Source organism: Paramylibacter ulvae, assembly GCF_014652655.1.
In the GTDB taxonomy this organism is placed as follows: Bacteria; Pseudomonadota; Alphaproteobacteria; order Rhodobacterales; family Rhodobacteraceae; genus Amylibacter; species Amylibacter ulvae.
In genome coordinates this window covers 144,864-160,079 of sequence record NZ_BMZF01000005.1, presented here as the reverse complement: position 1 = coordinate 160,079, position 15,216 = coordinate 144,864, and the positions used below count along the sequence as shown (strand labels likewise).

At 51.0% G+C, this 15,216-nt stretch carries 14 protein-coding genes; 5 read left to right on the top strand and 9 right to left on the bottom strand.

Going from position 1 to position 15,216, the window contains the following annotated elements; all coding sequences use genetic code 11:
* The first annotated feature begins 3 nt into the window (after nucleotides 1-3).
* The gene (locus IE094_RS10790; RefSeq protein WP_189640713.1) at nucleotides 4-1,203 is read left to right on the top strand and encodes a UbiH/UbiF family hydroxylase; all 1,200 of its coding nucleotides are present in this window, start codon (nucleotides 4-6) and stop codon (nucleotides 1,201-1,203) included.
* Here IE094_RS10790 and IE094_RS10785 read toward each other — a convergent pair.
* Genes IE094_RS10785 through IE094_RS10775 form a run of 3 tightly spaced genes read right to left on the bottom strand, consistent with a single transcriptional unit; the run spans nucleotide 1,200 to nucleotide 3,300 of the window.
* The gene (locus IE094_RS10785) at nucleotides 1,200-2,327 is read right to left on the bottom strand and encodes an aminotransferase class V-fold PLP-dependent enzyme (protein ID WP_189640712.1); all 1,128 of its coding nucleotides are present in this window, start codon (nucleotides 2,325-2,327) and stop codon (nucleotides 1,200-1,202) included. The two genes, IE094_RS10790 and IE094_RS10785, sit on opposite strands and share 4 nt — an antisense overlap.
* 59 nt (nucleotides 2,328-2,386) lie before the next feature.
* A complete protein-coding gene (locus IE094_RS10780; protein ID WP_189640711.1) occupies nucleotides 2,387-2,842 on the bottom strand; it encodes an Lrp/AsnC family transcriptional regulator in 456 nt (151 codons plus the stop codon).
* On the bottom strand, nucleotides 2,839-3,300 hold the full coding sequence (locus tag IE094_RS10775; protein ID WP_189640710.1) for an Lrp/AsnC family transcriptional regulator: 462 nt from the start codon (nucleotides 3,298-3,300) through the stop codon (nucleotides 2,839-2,841). Before IE094_RS10775 ends, IE094_RS10780 begins: the two co-directional genes overlap by 4 nt.
* A 139-nt stretch (nucleotides 3,301-3,439) precedes the next feature.
* On the opposite strand from IE094_RS10775, the gene ilvC reads away from it, so the two are divergent.
* The 3 genes from ilvC (at nucleotide 3,440) to IE094_RS10760 (ending at nucleotide 6,510) form a co-directional block, all read left to right on the top strand.
* Entirely contained in the window at nucleotides 3,440-4,462 is a 1,023-nt protein-coding gene (gene ilvC, locus IE094_RS10770) for a ketol-acid reductoisomerase (protein WP_189640709.1), read from the top strand.
* A 160-nt stretch (nucleotides 4,463-4,622) separates the two neighbouring features.
* Complete coding sequence (locus tag IE094_RS10765; protein ID WP_189640708.1) at nucleotides 4,623-5,543, top strand: DMT family transporter; 921 nt, start codon at nucleotides 4,623-4,625, stop codon at nucleotides 5,541-5,543.
* A 73-nt stretch (nucleotides 5,544-5,616) separates the two neighbouring features.
* Nucleotides 5,617-6,510 (top strand): amidohydrolase family protein, encoded by an 894-nt coding sequence (locus IE094_RS10760; protein WP_229802255.1) that lies wholly within the window; start codon nucleotides 5,617-5,619, stop codon nucleotides 6,508-6,510.
* A 171-nt stretch (nucleotides 6,511-6,681) separates the two neighbouring features.
* On the opposite strand, the gene IE094_RS10755 is transcribed toward IE094_RS10760, so the two are convergent.
* The 4 genes from IE094_RS10755 to IE094_RS10740 all read right to left on the bottom strand — a co-directional run bounded on the left by IE094_RS10755 (nucleotide 6,682) and on the right by IE094_RS10740 (nucleotide 10,838).
* Nucleotides 6,682-7,443, bottom strand: coding sequence for a hypothetical protein (locus IE094_RS10755; protein WP_189640707.1), 762 nt, complete (start codon nucleotides 7,441-7,443; stop codon nucleotides 6,682-6,684).
* A 69-nt stretch (nucleotides 7,444-7,512) separates the two neighbouring features.
* Nucleotides 7,513-8,853 (bottom strand): phosphoglucosamine mutase, encoded by a 1,341-nt coding sequence (gene glmM / locus IE094_RS10750; RefSeq protein ID WP_189640706.1) that lies wholly within the window; start codon nucleotides 8,851-8,853, stop codon nucleotides 7,513-7,515.
* Entirely contained in the window at nucleotides 8,850-9,863 is a 1,014-nt protein-coding gene (gene folP, locus IE094_RS10745) for a dihydropteroate synthase (protein WP_189640705.1), read from the bottom strand. The genes glmM and folP overlap by 4 nt, the downstream gene beginning before the upstream one ends.
* A gap of 36 nt (nucleotides 9,864-9,899) precedes the next feature.
* Nucleotides 9,900-10,838, bottom strand: a complete 939-nt coding sequence (locus IE094_RS10740; RefSeq protein ID WP_189640704.1) for a dihydroneopterin aldolase — start codon at nucleotides 10,836-10,838, stop codon at nucleotides 9,900-9,902.
* Nucleotides 10,839-10,983: 145 nt separating this feature from the next.
* Here IE094_RS10740 and IE094_RS10735 point away from each other — a divergent pair, with 145 nt between their 5' ends.
* Nucleotides 10,984-11,607, top strand: a complete 624-nt coding sequence (locus tag IE094_RS10735; RefSeq protein WP_189640703.1) for a CAP domain-containing protein — start codon at nucleotides 10,984-10,986, stop codon at nucleotides 11,605-11,607.
* 6 nt (nucleotides 11,608-11,613) lie between these two features.
* On the opposite strand, the gene IE094_RS10730 is transcribed toward IE094_RS10735, so the two are convergent.
* The gene (locus IE094_RS10730; protein ID WP_229802251.1) at nucleotides 11,614-12,249 is read right to left on the bottom strand and encodes a cell wall hydrolase; all 636 of its coding nucleotides are present in this window, start codon (nucleotides 12,247-12,249) and stop codon (nucleotides 11,614-11,616) included.
* Between the two features lie 220 nt (nucleotides 12,250-12,469).
* The gene (ppdK, locus tag IE094_RS10725) at nucleotides 12,470-15,046 is read right to left on the bottom strand and encodes a pyruvate, phosphate dikinase (RefSeq protein ID WP_189640702.1); all 2,577 of its coding nucleotides are present in this window, start codon (nucleotides 15,044-15,046) and stop codon (nucleotides 12,470-12,472) included.
* Nucleotides 15,047-15,216 lie beyond the last annotated feature (170 nt).

The window sequence follows — 15,216 nt, the reverse complement described above, 5'->3', positions numbered from 1 at the left end:
ACCATGTCACGTATTCACACTGATATTTTAATTTCGGGCGGCGGTGTCGCGGGTTTGGCCGCGGCCTGTGCCTTTGGCACGGCTGGTTTTGATGTGATCTGTGTTGATCCCGCCCCTGTGATTACAGATGCAAACGCAGATGGCGCCGATTTGCGCAGCACCGCGTTTTTGCAACCCGCCCGCAACACGCTGCGCGAGGCGGGCATTTGGGCGCATTTGGAACCGTTTGCGGCACCGTTGCAAATCATGCGTTTGGCCGATGCTGGCGGCGTGGAAAATGAAATTCGCAAACTTGCCGATTTTGATGCATCGGAAATTTCCGATGAACCATTTGGTTGGAACCTGCCCAATTGGTTGTTGCGCCGCGAAATGCTGAACCGTATCGAAGCCCTTGAAAACGTGCGATTTATTCCCCAAACGGCGCTGCGCCGTGTGACCACGCGCAATGATCATGCGCTGGTTAATTTGGATAATGGCGATCAAGTATCGGCGCGATTATTGATCGGTGCGGATGGGCGCAATTCGTTTGTGCGTGAATCCCTTGGGATCAATGTGCAAACCAAACGTTATGGGCAAAAGGCATTGGTTTTTGTTGTCAAACACAGCCAGCCCCATGATGATATTTCCACCGAAATTCACCGATCAGGTGGCCCGTTTACCACCGTGCCGATGCCTGATCTTGATGGGGTCCATTATTCATCCATTGTTTGGATGGAAACAGGTGCAAACGCCAGTGCCCTTGCCGCATTGAACGATGACGATTTCACCGCCGCCGCGCAGGATCGATCCTGTGATGTGTTGGGCGAACTGACCCTTGCAAGCCGTCGTGCAATCTGGCCGATTATTACACAACAAGCGGATCATTTGATTGGCCAGCGCAGCGCATTAATCGCAGAGGCCGCCCATGTCATCCCGCCCATCGGGGCGCAGGGTTTGAACATGAGCTTGGCCGATATTGAAACATTGCTGACCCTTTGCACGGATCATCGCAATACCTTTGGCAGCGCTGAAATGTTGGATCAATATCAATCCATCCGCCACCCCGATATGGCACGGCGCATCAAAGGGGTGGATTTGTTAAATCGCGCATCAATGACCGATCAAGACACGCTAAAATCGTTACGTCTTAAGGGGTTACAGGCGTTACATCATGTAACGCCCTTGCGCAAAACGTTGATGAAAACAGGGCTTGGTACGGGTTAAAGAACCTGATCAAGTGCAGCGTCAAGCCGTGCAACCGTGCCATCCACATCCAGCAATTTATCCAACCCAAACAGGCCGAGGCGGAAACTGGCATATGTTTCAGGCTCGCCCACTTGTAATGGTACGCCCGCGGCGATCTGCACCCCGATGGCGGCGAATTTTTTGCCCGATTGCACATCTGCGTCTGTGGCAAAGCTCACCACAACACCCGGTGCGCCAAACCCATCGGCGGCCACCGATTGCACACCGCGTTTTTTCAAGGTGGCGCGCACCTTTTCGCCCAATTCAATCTGTGCGGATTTCAGTTTATCAAAACCGATTTCACGGCTCTCATTCATCAAATCGCGCAAACCGCGAAGTGCATCGGTGGGCATTGTCGCATGATAGGCATGACCGCCGTTTTCATACGCCTCCATAATGGATGTCCATTTTTTCAAATCGGCGGCGAAACTGCTGGATGTTGTTTCCTGCATGCGTTCATATGCACGATCATTCATCATCACCATGCCAGCGGATGGCGAACCCGACCAACCCTTTTGCGGCGCTGAAATCAATACATCAACACCGTTTTCCACCATATCAACCCAGACACAGCCCGATGCGATACAATCAAGCACGAACAAACCACCATGTTCATGCACCGCCGCCGCCAAATCGCGAATATAGGCATCTGGCAAAATCATCCCCGATGCGGTTTCAACATGCGCAGCAAACACAACGGCGGGTTTTTCGACCTTCACCTTTGCGATGACTTCGGCAATGGGTGCAGGCGCGAATGGTGATGTTGGTGTGTTGCCAACCTGTGTGGCCTTCATCACCGTTTCAGATGCGCAAATTTTGCCCGCCTCGAAAATCTGGGTCCAGCGGTATGAAAACCAGCCGTTGCGAATGACCATTACGTTTTCATTTTGCGCAAACTGGCGTGCGACGGATTCCATCGCGTATGTTCCACCACCTGGGACCAATGCGATATGGGTTGCATTGTAAACCTCGCGCAAGGTTGTGGAAATATCGTTCATAACCTCCTGAAACGCCGCGCTCATGTGATTGAGGCTACGATCGGTGAACACCACCGAAAATTCTTGGTGGCCGTTTGGGTCTACTTTGGATTTGAAATCGCTCATGGGGGTCTCCGATATGTGTTGGCCTATCACTAGGCCAAAAAATAATGCGATTGAACCCCCTAGAGCGCAAGCGGGCGTTTTTCTTCGGACAAGAGCACGTTTGCCTCCACATTGCCCACGCTTGGCAATGTCATAATGCGACGGCGCAGCACCCGTTCAAAATCCGACAGATCACGCGCAACAACCTTGAGCCGATAATCATAAAGCCCCAGCACGTGTTGCACCAATTGCACCTCTGGGATCGCCGCCACCGCACGTTCAAAATCGGCCAGCCCCACGCGCCCCTTGGTCGCTAGCTTGATGCCCAAAAACACAGTTACACCAAAGCCCAGCTTTTCTTTGTCCAACACCAAATGCCGCCCAAGGATGACATTGGCATCCTCTAACCGTTTGATCCGCCGCCATGTGGCGGGTTGCGACATGCCAATTTTTTTCGCCAAACCAGCGGCGCTTAGATTTCCATCAGCCTGCATCGCACGCAGCAATGCACGATCCGTATCATCCAGATCAATCATAACGGCAACCTTTCCGATTTCATCACATCAGCGACCAGCATCAATGCCTCGATATCCGCAATGTGCGGTAACGCAAGGATACGATTGCGGTATATTTCTTGGTAATGGGGCATGTCACGCGCCAGCACGGTTAACCGCACATCCACACGGCCCAGAAATGTTTGAATTTCGCTTACCTCTGGCACATCGCGAGCAGCGTTGATGAAAACATCGAATGCATTTGATTGGGTTTTATCAAGTGTGATGCGCAATGATACCTCGACGGCGAAACCAAGTGCCTTGGCGTCAATTTCCACGCGCTTATCCAAAATCACGCCATCGGCCTGCATCCGTTCCACACGGCGCCAACAGGATGGCGCGCTTGCCCCTGCTCGCTCGGCCAGCTCTGCCGATGATATATTTGCGTCATCTTGTAAGATTCGCAAAATTCGCCTGTCCAGATCATCCAATTGTTGCATGAATTTTTCACCATTTATCTATTCAACGAATAACTTTTACGAAATCTCGATATTATTTACAATATGCGATGGCATCTTTCGCACACCCGTGATTATACATGGCCCAGACGAACACCAAAAATGACATACGGAGAAAATCATGCGTGTATATTACGATCGCGATTGCGATGTGAACCTGATCAAAGACCTTAAAGTTGCCATTTTGGGCTACGGTAGCCAAGGCCACGCACATGCGTTGAACCTGCGCGACAGTGGCGCGAAAAACGTGGTTGTTGCTCTGCGCGAAGGATCATCATCCATCAAAAAAGCAGAGGCCGAAGGCCTTAAAACCATGGGCATCGCAGAAGCGGCCGCATGGTGTGACGTGATCATGTTCACAATGCCCGACGAATTGCAGGCAGAAACATACAAAAAATACGTCCACGACAACATCAAACCCGGTGCAGCAATCGCATTTGCTCACGGTTTGAATGTGCATTTCGGCCTGATCGAGCCAAAAGAAGGCATCGACGTGATCATGATGGCACCAAAAGGCCCAGGCCACACAGTGCGCGGCGAATACACCAAAGGTGGCGGCGTTCCATGTTTGATCGCAGTTGACACAGACGCATCTGGTAAAGCCCAAGAAATCGGCCTGTCATATTGCTCAGCGATTGGTGGCGGTCGTTCAGGCATCATCGAAACCAATTTCCGCGAAGAATGTGAAACAGATTTGTTTGGTGAACAAGCGGTTCTGTGTGGCGGTATCGTTGAATTGATCCGTTGTGGTTTCGAAACATTGGTCGAAGCAGGTTACGAACCTGAAATGGCTTATTTCGAATGTCTGCACGAAACAAAATTGATCGTTGATTTGATCTATGAAGGCGGCATCGCGAACATGGATTATTCAATTTCCAACACTGCGGAATACGGTCAATACGTAACTGGCCCGCGCATCTTGCCATACGAGCAAACCAAAGCAGCGATGAAAGACGTATTGTCAGACATCCAACAAGGTAAATTCGTACGTGACTTTATGCTTGAAAACGCCGTTGGCCAGCCAACAATCAAAGCATCACGTCGTGCCAATGACGAGCACCAAATCGAACAAGTTGGCGCAAAATTGCGCGCCATGATGCCTTGGATTTCTGCAGGCAAAATGGTCGACAAAGAAAAGAACTAAACCAAAATCAGGTTTAAATTTTCCAAGGCCGCCCCAAACGCTGGGGCGGCCTTTTTTGATCAAAATTTGTTTTTGTATTGATCACAAAAAATGTCGTAACGCGCGCCAAATACGTGGGTTTTCGTATTTCTATTTCCCACAATTCACCTAAGGTATGCCAATGGTACAACAAACAAAAACAGCGTGGGTTTTATTATTCATCCTTGGCATTGTCTGGGGTGGGTCATTCATGGGGGCGAAATTGGCATTGGCCAGCTTTGGTCCGATGACGGTGGCAACACTGCGCCTGTTGATTGCGGCGGTGTTTTTGTTGGCGATCAACGCGGCGCGCGGTGGGCAATTGCCAGGGTTTTCAACACCCGTTGATAAACGCATCTGGATGCATATTCTGGCGATGGGCTTTTTTACCAATGCTCTACCGTTCAGCCTGCTCAACTGGGGACAGCTATATGTGACCAGCGGATTTGCGGGGATTACGATGGCCGTCGTCCCCCTATTGATCCTGCCACTTGCGCATTTTTTGATCGCGGGTGAACAAATGAATTTTCGTAAATTCATCGGCTTTGCCATTGGATTTATCGGCGTCGTTGTCTTAATCGGCCCCAGTAGCCTGTTAACCAATTCTGGCGCATCGATGGAACCAACCGCACGCATGGCCTGTATTGCCGCCGCTTGCTGTTATGCCATTGGCTCGATGAACACGCGCCTCTGCCCACCCGTGCCCACCATATCATACAGCGCCGCAGGTTTGTTGCTCGGCACACTGATGTTGCTGCCCGTCGCTCTTTATTTCGAGGGCATCCCAAACGCCCCAACCACATCCGCGCTGATGGGGACAATTTATCTGGGTATTTTCCCAACCGCACTGGCAACATTGATGCTGGTTTATGTTATCAACACGGCAGGCCCCAGTTTCCTAAGCCTTGTGAATTACCAAGTGCCCATTTGGGCGGTCATTTTCGGCGTGCTACTGCTTGGCGAGGCATTGCCCAGCCAATTCATCGCAGCCCTTGGCCTGATCCTAATCGGGCTGTTGATCAGCCAATGGTTCACCGTCATGGGGATCTTGCGTCGCGGTTAGCGGTGTTTTCCTAGACAGGATAATATGCCCAAGCTAACCTCAACCAACCACATCTGGCAGCAAGGCATCCATAATGAAAATCACCGCCCCTTCCATCGCCTCTTTTTGCGTCCATATGGCATTTACCAGCACTCTGGCATTGGCAGATGGCAATCACGAACCAATTGGTGATGGCGTTCACGATTTGCCGCTGTTTGATGCGCATGTTCATTACAAACAACCTGCATGGGCAGATTATCCTGTGAAGTCAATTGTCGAAATGATGGATCGCAACGGCGTTGCAATGGGTTTGGTTTCATCCACCCCCGATCAGGGCACAATCATGTTGTGGGAATATGCGCCAAATCGCATCGTACCAGAATTGCGCCCCTATCACGACGAAGCAGGATCATCCAATTGGGCCAAGACCGAGGGGATGACAAAATATCTTGAAAAACGGCTTGCGGATTACCCCCACCAAGGCATCGGCGAATTTCACATCCACCGCTTGGATCAAACCGACGAACCGCTGTTTCGTGAAGTCATCCGCATGGCCAAGGAACGCGATATTTATCTTCATGTGCATTCGGGCGCCGAACCCGTGCGTTGGCTTTATAGCTTGGACAAAGATGTCAAAATTATCTGGGCGCATGCGGGGCTTGGTGAAAATGCACGCGATGTTTACGCGTTAATGGATGATTTCCCCACGCTCGTTGCGGATACGTCGCTGCGCGAACACGCAATTTTAGGGCATGGCGATAAATTGAACCCCGCATGGGAAAAAATTATCATGGCCTTTTCGGATCGTTTGATGATTGGCAGCGACACTTGGGTGAATAGCCAGTGGGACAATTACGATGGCATCATGGATTCCAACCGCGCATGGCTGGCCAAGCTCCCCCGCGAAATCGCCGAAAAGATAGCATATAAAAACGCCGAACGTCTGTTTGGGATCAGCGTTTCAATGGATCAAATCGGCACACGATGATCCAAATTTTCGAACTCACCAAGCCGAATAGTTCATCGCCGCCCTTGGCCTAATCCTGATCGGTTTTTTAATCCGCCAGTGGCTTATCATGATGGGGATTTTGCGTCGCTGGTGATGGTGCAATTATTTTTGCATACAGTTAGAGACTTGGCGAAGGTGCCAAGGCATTGTTCAGGTATTGACGCGTACATGATGAGTGTGGCCCAATAGAATATCATTTCCCATTCCAATGTTATCTGGCCCAACTCGTAACTTGTGAACCACTGATTTTCCATCAAATCTTACATTGCACAATGATTGGGCAATTGACATCATTTCGAGATAAACAAAGTCAAATGTCTCGTCAAAATCACCCAGAATTTCTATATACTCCTTATCAACATCATCTTGTTTCATATTCTCTGAACCTATGAGAAACTTGGCGCGAATTTCATCAATTTTTTGATCAATTATTTTTTCGCGCCTAACATCAAAATGAACTCCTCCAGCCTTGTTAACCATGTGCCGCAAAACATCTTCGGTAGTAAACCAGCGATCCAACCCAAACGTGCATTTTCGTCTTAAAAACCTCCCGGGTGTAATAGCCTGCTGCTTCAGGAGCTCAAAATCTGGGTGACCTGGAAACCCGCTACGCAACTTGTAAATCGAATTAACAGGAAATCCCCTCAAAGAAATTCCACCAGTCGTATAAAAATCTACGATTGTCCACCGATCTATTTTTTCAATATGCTGGAGGTTGTCAAAGGTTGGTAGGGTTGGGACAACTCCTAACGAATGCGCTAGATTTACTAATCCTTTATCAATAAGCCAGCGTCGACATATTGCGCTAGAAACATTTCTCACCCTAGAAATTTCCAGTCTTGAGGGGCTGATAAGGTTATCTATTAAAGTGCGAATGTCGTCTCGTAATTGCTCAACTAATTGATCACTCACAACACCTATCCTATTGTTTGATTTTTAACCCAGCCGACTACAGCTTCTTACCTAACCAGTATTTTACCCTTACGCCGCCCCCTTGACCGCCGCCGCAATACCCATCACCACGTCGTTCAGCAATGCCTCATCCTCGCATTCGCCCATGACGCGCACCAATGGTTCTGTGCCTGATTTGCGGATTAACAAGCGCCCGTTGGATGCCAGACGTGTTTCGCCGTCTTTGATCGCATCTTTGACAGATTGCGCATCCAATGGTGTTTTGCCCTCGCCATAGCGTACATTTTCCAACATCTGTGGCATGGGTTCAAATACATTGGCCAATTGGCTGGCCTTTTGCCCCGTTTCCACCATCGAGCTTAAAAATTGCAGACCCGCAATCAGCCCATCACCCGTGGTGACGTAATCCGTCATCACGATATGCCCTGATTGTTCCCCGCCAAGGTTATACCCATTTGCGCGCATTTCTTGCACCACATATCGATCTCCAACGCCTGTGCGCACCAGATTAATATCCAGCCCATTTAAATGGCGCTCCAGCCCCATGTTGGACATCACCGTGGCGACAAGTGTATTTTTCGCCAAACGCCCCTTACCCGCCCATTGCGTGGCAATCAGACCCATCAATTGATCGCCATCGGCGACTTGGCCTTTTTCGTCGATCAAGATCACACGATCCGCGTCGCCATCCAAACAGATACCAACATCGGCACCCTCTGAAATCACCCGTGCGGCGGCGGCGGCGGGCACGGTGGAACCAACGCCTTCGTTAATGTTGAAACCATTTGGTGTGACGCCCATTTCGATCACATCTGCGCCCAATTCCCACAACACGGCGGGGGCGGCCTTATACGCCGCGCCATTGGCGCAATCGATCACAACCTTCATCCCATGAAGGAGCTTTTCACCGGCAAAGGCCGTTTTGGCAAATTCCATATAACGGCCAAGCCCATCATCAATGCGCCGCGCACGGCCAATGTTTTGTGGTTGTGCCAATTCGATTTCACCATCGATCAATGCTTCGATTTCCAATTCGGCCTCATCAGACAATTTATATCCATCGGGGCCGAAAAATTTGATGCCATTATCATGATGTGGATTGTGCGAAGCAGAAATCATCACACCAACATCGGCGCGCATGGATCGGGTTAACATCCCAACAGCAGGCGTTGGCACAGGGCCAAGCGGGAAAACATTCATGCCCGTGGACATGAACCCTGCCATCAATGCGTTTTCAATCATATAACTGGAACGGCGCGTATCCTTGCCGATCACCACGCGATGCTCTTTTTCATCTTTGCGAAAATAGCGCCCCGCAGCCGCGCCCAAACGCATGGCCATTTCTGCCGTCATTGGGTGGGTATTTGCACGCCCACGCACACCATCGGTTCCAAAATACTTACGGCTCATGTGTTTGATCCTTGGTTCATTGCGCTCCACATATCGAACGCTTGTTTATGTTCGGTTACATCGTGACAGCGGATAATCTGCACGCCCTGTGATAACCCGTTTAACGCCACCGCAACAGACCCAACCGCGCGCTTGGCGGCGTCTTGCTCACCGGTGATTTCACCGATGAAACGTTTGCGTGAAACGCCGAGCAATACAGGGCAGCCCAGCCCGTGAAATAACGACAATCCTTTAATCAGCGCAATGTTATGCGCGCGTGTTTTGCCAAATCCGATGCCCGGATCAACAATAATATTTTTGCGTGGCACACCCGCCGCCACACATGCGTCAACACGCGTTGACAGGTAATCATAGACATCTAACAACACGTTATCATATTGCGGATTGTCTTGCATTGTTTTGGGATCACCGCTGGCGTGCATCAAACAGACAAACGGTTTTTTCGTCCCCGCAAGTGTGATGCTGTCTGGATCAAAACTGAGCGCGGTAACATCGTTAAACAATTCCGCCCCTGCATCAATGGCCGCTTTTGCGACCTCTGCCTTGCGTGTATCAATCGAAATGGGCGCGGGAATTTTTGCAAGCTTTAGCCCCGCTATCACGGGGATGGTGCGGTTGATTTCTTCGGAATTATCCACGAAATCGGCACCGGGGCGTGTGGATTCACCGCCCACATCAATGATATCGGCACCCTGCCCGATCATCTGCATCGCACGCGATATCGCGCCAAGCCGATCATTATGTTGCCCCCCATCAGAAAAGCTATCTGGGGTCACGTTCAACACGCCCATGATTGCGGGTTTGTCCATCGCAACACCTGCAATCGGTGCGCGGGGGGATGATAAATGTGATTTTACATCATCTGGTAATTCAGAAACGGGAATAATTTGGGATGTATGTCCACGCGATAAAACTTCGCAATGGGTAAACCAAACCGCACCACCTGCAAGAGATAACGCATCGCGGGGTCGCATCGCGTCCGTTTGCGCGATGGGTCTGAAATATTGCATCAACAAGTTACCTTAAATAAACCTGTTGTTGGAATCCTACAATTCGCTGGCTGTGTCAACGATTTGCAGGCGTTCATTCGCAACGGCACCATCAAATCCGTGCAACACACTGACATGATCGGCGCTAAATTCCGCTGCGAACCATTGCGCGAGCGCAAGCGGTTGATCCGCGCCCACCTTTGGCTTGCGCACCGCATCCAACACCATTTTCGATGGCGCCCATACGGATAATTGCCCGTTTTTGATCGCCCAATCCATTTCGGTGCGGCTGTCCACCACCACGCAACGTTTATCTTTGCCTGCCAAAACCCATGCGTTTTGTTCAATCGACAATAACGCGATACGATTGTTCGCCGCATCCACATCCGCCTGCGGTGCAGTTTCAAGCGCCTGTTCCACACAGATAATTGCCGGCAATTCATGCGCGGCGATGGCATCAAGCCACGCTGGCAATCCCGCGCTATGCAACACCGCATTTGGCAAAAACACCACCATCGGGTGTACGATGCTTACCTCTTGGGCCGCGGGCGCATCAATGGGATGCAGATTTTCGCCGTCCCCGCGGGCGCGAACGATTTCAACGCCCAGTGACCCAGGAATGCGATCCAGCTTTTCAATGCGCACAAAAATGCGCACGGCGCGTGGATTGACCAGCACCTGTTCCGCAATCCGTTCCGCAAGCGTTTCCAACAGGTTTAAGCGTTCAAAGGCCAATTGATCCTGAATCGCCTCTGTGATTGTGTCGTATGATAACACCTGATCCACATCATCGAATTTGGCCGCGGCACTTGATGAAACCTCTAACACCACGTTGAAACGAATGCGCTGGGTCACACCACGTTCAGCCTGAAACGCGCCGATTTCCACCGCGGTGGTGTAATCACGCACCGCAATACGATCCAATGGCGCATTTCCGCTGGTTGCGGCTGCGCGTGCCTCTGGCATTTCGAATGCTAATGTTGTTTCATTGGTCATGGCGTCGCTTTCTATCCCTCAGATAGGTTCTTTCGCAGGAAATAACAGCCCTCGCAAGGAAACATGCCATAAAAACGACATAAGTTTTGGTAAAACAGAATTATATCGGGTGTGAACGAGTTGGTGAAACGGGGTAACTGGGAAAATGCGCAAATTTATCATTTACGCAATGGCAATGGCCACAATGGGTGCGACCTCGGCCCATGCGATGGGCTGTAACAAACCCAAATTTACCAAACAAGAATTACAGGTGATTTCGCCACAACGGTTGAATCAGAAACTGTTTTCGTCTGCTGCGACCAAGGTTACAAATTATTATCGTTGTCGTGCGGGCAAACCACAGTTGAAGGAAATTCACGGGTTGCGCCAAGCCGCCGCCGATCACAGCCGCAAAATGGCGCGCACAGGCGGGAACAAGGCACGCCATTACGGTTCCCTAAAACCGCGTTACCGCAAGGCACGGGTCAAGGCCAAGGTGATGGCGGAAAATGTCGGGCTTGATGCGCGGTTGAATTATGGGCGCACCCCGTTTATTGCGCGCAACAGCCAATCATGTTCCTATGTTTTCTATGATTCAAAATCACCCATTCCCCAACACAGCTATGCCAGTTTGGCAAATCGCATGGTGGGGCTTTGGATACGATCACCGGGACATAAGAAAAACATCATGCACCCGCGCGTGCGCAAAATCGGGAATGGCATCGGATATTCGCGCAATACCAGCCAGCCATGTGGCGGGTATTACCTGACGCAAAATTTCGCCGATTAAATTGAATTAGCTAGGGCGGTAAAACAGGTGTTTGCCGATTTGTGCTGTACGTGAAAACGCACGAGACCATTTTGGACGCACTGATGTGGCGTGATAAAATGTAGCGCCACTTGTTAATGGGCTTGCCTTGCGTGCCAATGCGATTTTGGCAATTTTGCCAACCAAGTCATGGGCGCGTTTTTCGTGATACACTTCTGCATGGCCATCGCATTTATACGAAAACTGACAGGCGTTTTTGCGATGTGAACCTTGGCTTACAACAGCACATACTGAATTGGGGAAACGTTTGGATGCGCGGCGGTTGATAATCACCTCTGCCACGGCAAACATGCCCTTAACCGTTTCACCGCGTGCTTCGAAATAAAGCGCCTCGGTCAAACAGGCCCATTCGGAATTGCCAGATGCGCGTGGTAACGCGGCCAACTGGCTCTTGCTGGGCACAATTTTTGCCGGAACTTGCAATGATGCAACTTTCGGCAGGTCTTTTGGTTTTGATTTTGGCTGCAATTCATCAACACGCGTCATAATGATGACATCATTTTTGCGTACAGATCGCAGAACGATACGTTCATCAGCCAAAATGCGTGTGACATCCGTATCGATGCTTGCCGCTTGATCTGCAAAAGCAGATTCAGTGGACAAGGATAGTATTGCGCCGCAAACAGCAGACGTCAAAAATTTAGAAACTCGCGTGACCATGAGGAACAGATCCCATTGTTTTGCTCTATTTCGGGCAGGCTTTAAAGGGTCACAGGGGGTCTTGTCTAGAAATTTCGACGCATAGCAGGGCTGCGAAATCGCCGCACCTAGCAAAATTTTGTTGTCTCAGAGGCAGTTAAGCAAAATCGCGCAAATTAATTGCCTAATTTTTAGGCATATTTAGGGCCGCTTGCGCAGCGGCAAGTCGCGCTATGGGTGTACGAAAAGGGGAGCACGAAACGTAATCTAGCCCCGCTTCGTGACAAAAAGCCACCGATGCAGAATCCCCGCCATGTTCACCACACAGCCCCATTTTGATGTTCGGATTCACCGCATGTGCACGATCCACGGCGATTTGTATCAACTCGCCCACGCCATCAATATCCATGCTGTGAAACGGGTCTTCTGGGAAAACACCAAGAGCAACATAATCGCGCATGAACCGCCCCGCGTCATCGCGGCTTAACCCATATGTCATCTGTGTCAGGTCATTTGTACCAAAGCTCATGAATGCCGTGTTCTGTGCAATATCGCCTGCGCGTAGTGCTGCGCGGGGGGTTTCAACCATGACACCAATGGCGTAATCCAGTTTCACGTTCAATTCGGTTTGCACCGCAGATGCCACCGCATCCACCCGCGATTTAACCAATTCGACCTCGCGTTTTGCAGATACCAGCGGGATCATGATTTCGGGTTTGATCGAAATACCCTTGGCGTTTTGCACTTTGGCGACGGCCTCGAATATGCCGCGTGCCTGCATTTCGTAAATTTCGGGCGCGGTAATCCCAAGCCGGACACCACGTGTGCCCAGCATTGGGTTAAATTCGGTCAGATCATCAATCCGCGTCATCACCTTGGACAATGGCAACCCCATGCTTTCGGCCAACGATTGCATTTCTTCGCGTGTGCTTGGCAAAAATTCGTGCAACGGCGGGTCAAGCAGGCGGATACAGACGGGCAATTCCCCCATCATCGTGAACATTTCGATGAAATCATCGCGCTGCATAGGCAACAACAGGTTGAGCGCCGCTTGGCGGTCATTGTCACTGTCGGCGAAAATCAATTCGCGCATCACCGTTAATCGACCCTCGTCGAAAAACATATGTTCGGTGCGCACCAATCCGATGCCATCCACACCAAATGCCTGTGCCATGCGGAAATCTTCGGGCGTGTCGGCATTGCCGCGCACACCCAATTTGCGAAATTCATCGGCCCAAGACATGAATGTTGTAAACGCCCCGCCCAATTCGGGCTGTACCAAATCGGGTGCACCGCGCAGAACATCACCTGTGCCACCCTCAAGCGTGATCACGTCACCCTCGCCCAGAACTTCGCCACCTTTTAACGTGACTTTGCGCGCACGCGTATCAATATCAATGTCTGCGGCCCCCACAACACAGGGCAACCCCATGCCGCGTGCCACAACGGCGGCGTGGCTGGTAATGCCACCGCGTTCTGTCAAAATGCCGTTGGCGGAATGCATGCCGCGAATATCATCAGGCGTGGTTTCAACCCGCACCAATATGCAGGCTTCGCCACGCGCTTCGGATGCTTGGGCGGCGGTGGCGCTAAATACCATGCGCCCTGTTGCGGCACCCGGGCTTGCGCCAATACCATTTGCAATGCGATCGCGCACGGCCTTGGCGCTGATTTGGGGGTGCAGGATTTCGTTTAATGATTTGGGGCTGATTTTTTGCAATGCCGCTTGGCGGGTGATCAAACCATCCGCGGCCAATCGCACGGCCATTGCCACCGCCCCACGCCCTGTGCGTTCCGCAGGGATCGCATCCAACAACCAAACCGCACCATCCTCGATGGTGAATTCCAGCTGCATATCATCGCAAAACGCGACGCGCGCAAAACCGGATAATTCTTGAAGGCGTTCAAATGCCTCTGGATAGATTTCTTCCAGTGATGGGCCGCGCGGGTCCTTGGCCAAAAACTGTGCCTTTTTGGATGTGTCCATCGCATCGCGCCCTTGGCTCTGGCTCAGATAGCGGCCAAATGCGGTTTTTTCACCATTTGCGGCGGAAACAAATTGCGCTACGCCCGATCCAAATTCACCGCGCCCAACGCCCAGAACCATTTCCTGAACAATCAAACCCAACCCCGCATCGGTTGGCGCACCAAGCGCACCGCGCAGAATTTTGGCGCTGGTGCCACCCCATGCCACGGCCAAGGATCGCAATGCTTGGCGCAATTGCAATTCTGGGTCAGATGGAAACGCGCTATCGGTTTCATCCTCGTAAAACGCCAATGATTGTTGCACGGCAGCGCCAAAATTGGGCACACCTGCACGCGAACAGCGTTCCAGAATGATTTCAAAATCTTCGGCGTCAAGACGGCCAACCTTGACCGCGTAATCCTGAATAAATCGAAAATACAGCGCATCGGCACGATTTTCGCCCAGCGGTTTGGCCAATACATCGCGCAAATCCGCATTCATGCCGATATTTAACAATGTTTCAGGTCCACCCCATGCGCGATCTTGGGCGCTGGCACGCACGGATAATAATCGCCCTGCACGCACGGCATCGGCCATTGGAAATTCCGCACTAAAATCGGAACGGGCAAATTTGCGCACGGTTTCAACGGAAAACGCCCATGCTTTTGGCACAGGCAAATCTGCCGCCATCAGATCCACAATCGAAGCTGCACGTGCGCCATAAAGTTCACATGGAACATCCGCACCGGGCAGCAATGCAATGCAATCTGGGTATTTTTGTCCGCTACCGTCCATGATTAATCCTCTGACAATCACGTTACGCCCCATTCGAGCCGATATGCAAGGAGCCAGAAAAAGTTAAGCGCAACTGTGGCGATTTGCCATCAATTGCGCCTAACCATGTTTAGCCTGGGACAAGGCTAGGGACACTTTGTTCCGCGCTGTATGAAACCTCGCGAATTGAC

Excerpts from the sequence above, each read along its gene's own strand:
- IE094_RS10790 (WP_189640713.1), top strand. The coding sequence starts at position 4 with ATGTCACGTATTCACACTGATATTTTAATTTCGGGCGGCGGTGTCGCG.
- IE094_RS10785 (WP_189640712.1), bottom strand. The coding sequence starts at position 2,327 with ATGAGCGATTTCAAATCCAAAGTAGACCCAAACGGCCACCAAGAATTT.
- IE094_RS10780 (WP_189640711.1), bottom strand. The coding sequence starts at position 2,842 with ATGATTGATCTGGATGATACGGATCGTGCATTGCTGCGTGCGATGCAG.
- IE094_RS10775 (WP_189640710.1), bottom strand. The coding sequence starts at position 3,300 with ATGCAACAATTGGATGATCTGGACAGGCGAATTTTGCGAATCTTACAA.
- ilvC (WP_189640709.1), top strand. The coding sequence starts at position 3,440 with ATGCGTGTATATTACGATCGCGATTGCGATGTGAACCTGATCAAAGAC.
- IE094_RS10765 (WP_189640708.1), top strand. The coding sequence starts at position 4,623 with ATGGTACAACAAACAAAAACAGCGTGGGTTTTATTATTCATCCTTGGC.
- IE094_RS10760 (WP_229802255.1), top strand. The coding sequence starts at position 5,617 with ATGAAAATCACCGCCCCTTCCATCGCCTCTTTTTGCGTCCATATGGCA.
- glmM (WP_189640706.1), bottom strand. The coding sequence starts at position 8,853 with ATGAGCCGTAAGTATTTTGGAACCGATGGTGTGCGTGGGCGTGCAAAT.
- folP (WP_189640705.1), bottom strand. The coding sequence starts at position 9,863 with ATGCAATATTTCAGACCCATCGCGCAAACGGACGCGATGCGACCCCGC.
- IE094_RS10740 (WP_189640704.1), bottom strand. The coding sequence starts at position 10,838 with ATGACCAATGAAACAACATTAGCATTCGAAATGCCAGAGGCACGCGCA.
- IE094_RS10735 (WP_189640703.1), top strand. The coding sequence starts at position 10,984 with ATGCGCAAATTTATCATTTACGCAATGGCAATGGCCACAATGGGTGCG.
- ppdK (WP_189640702.1), bottom strand. The coding sequence starts at position 15,046 with ATGGACGGTAGCGGACAAAAATACCCAGATTGCATTGCATTGCTGCCC.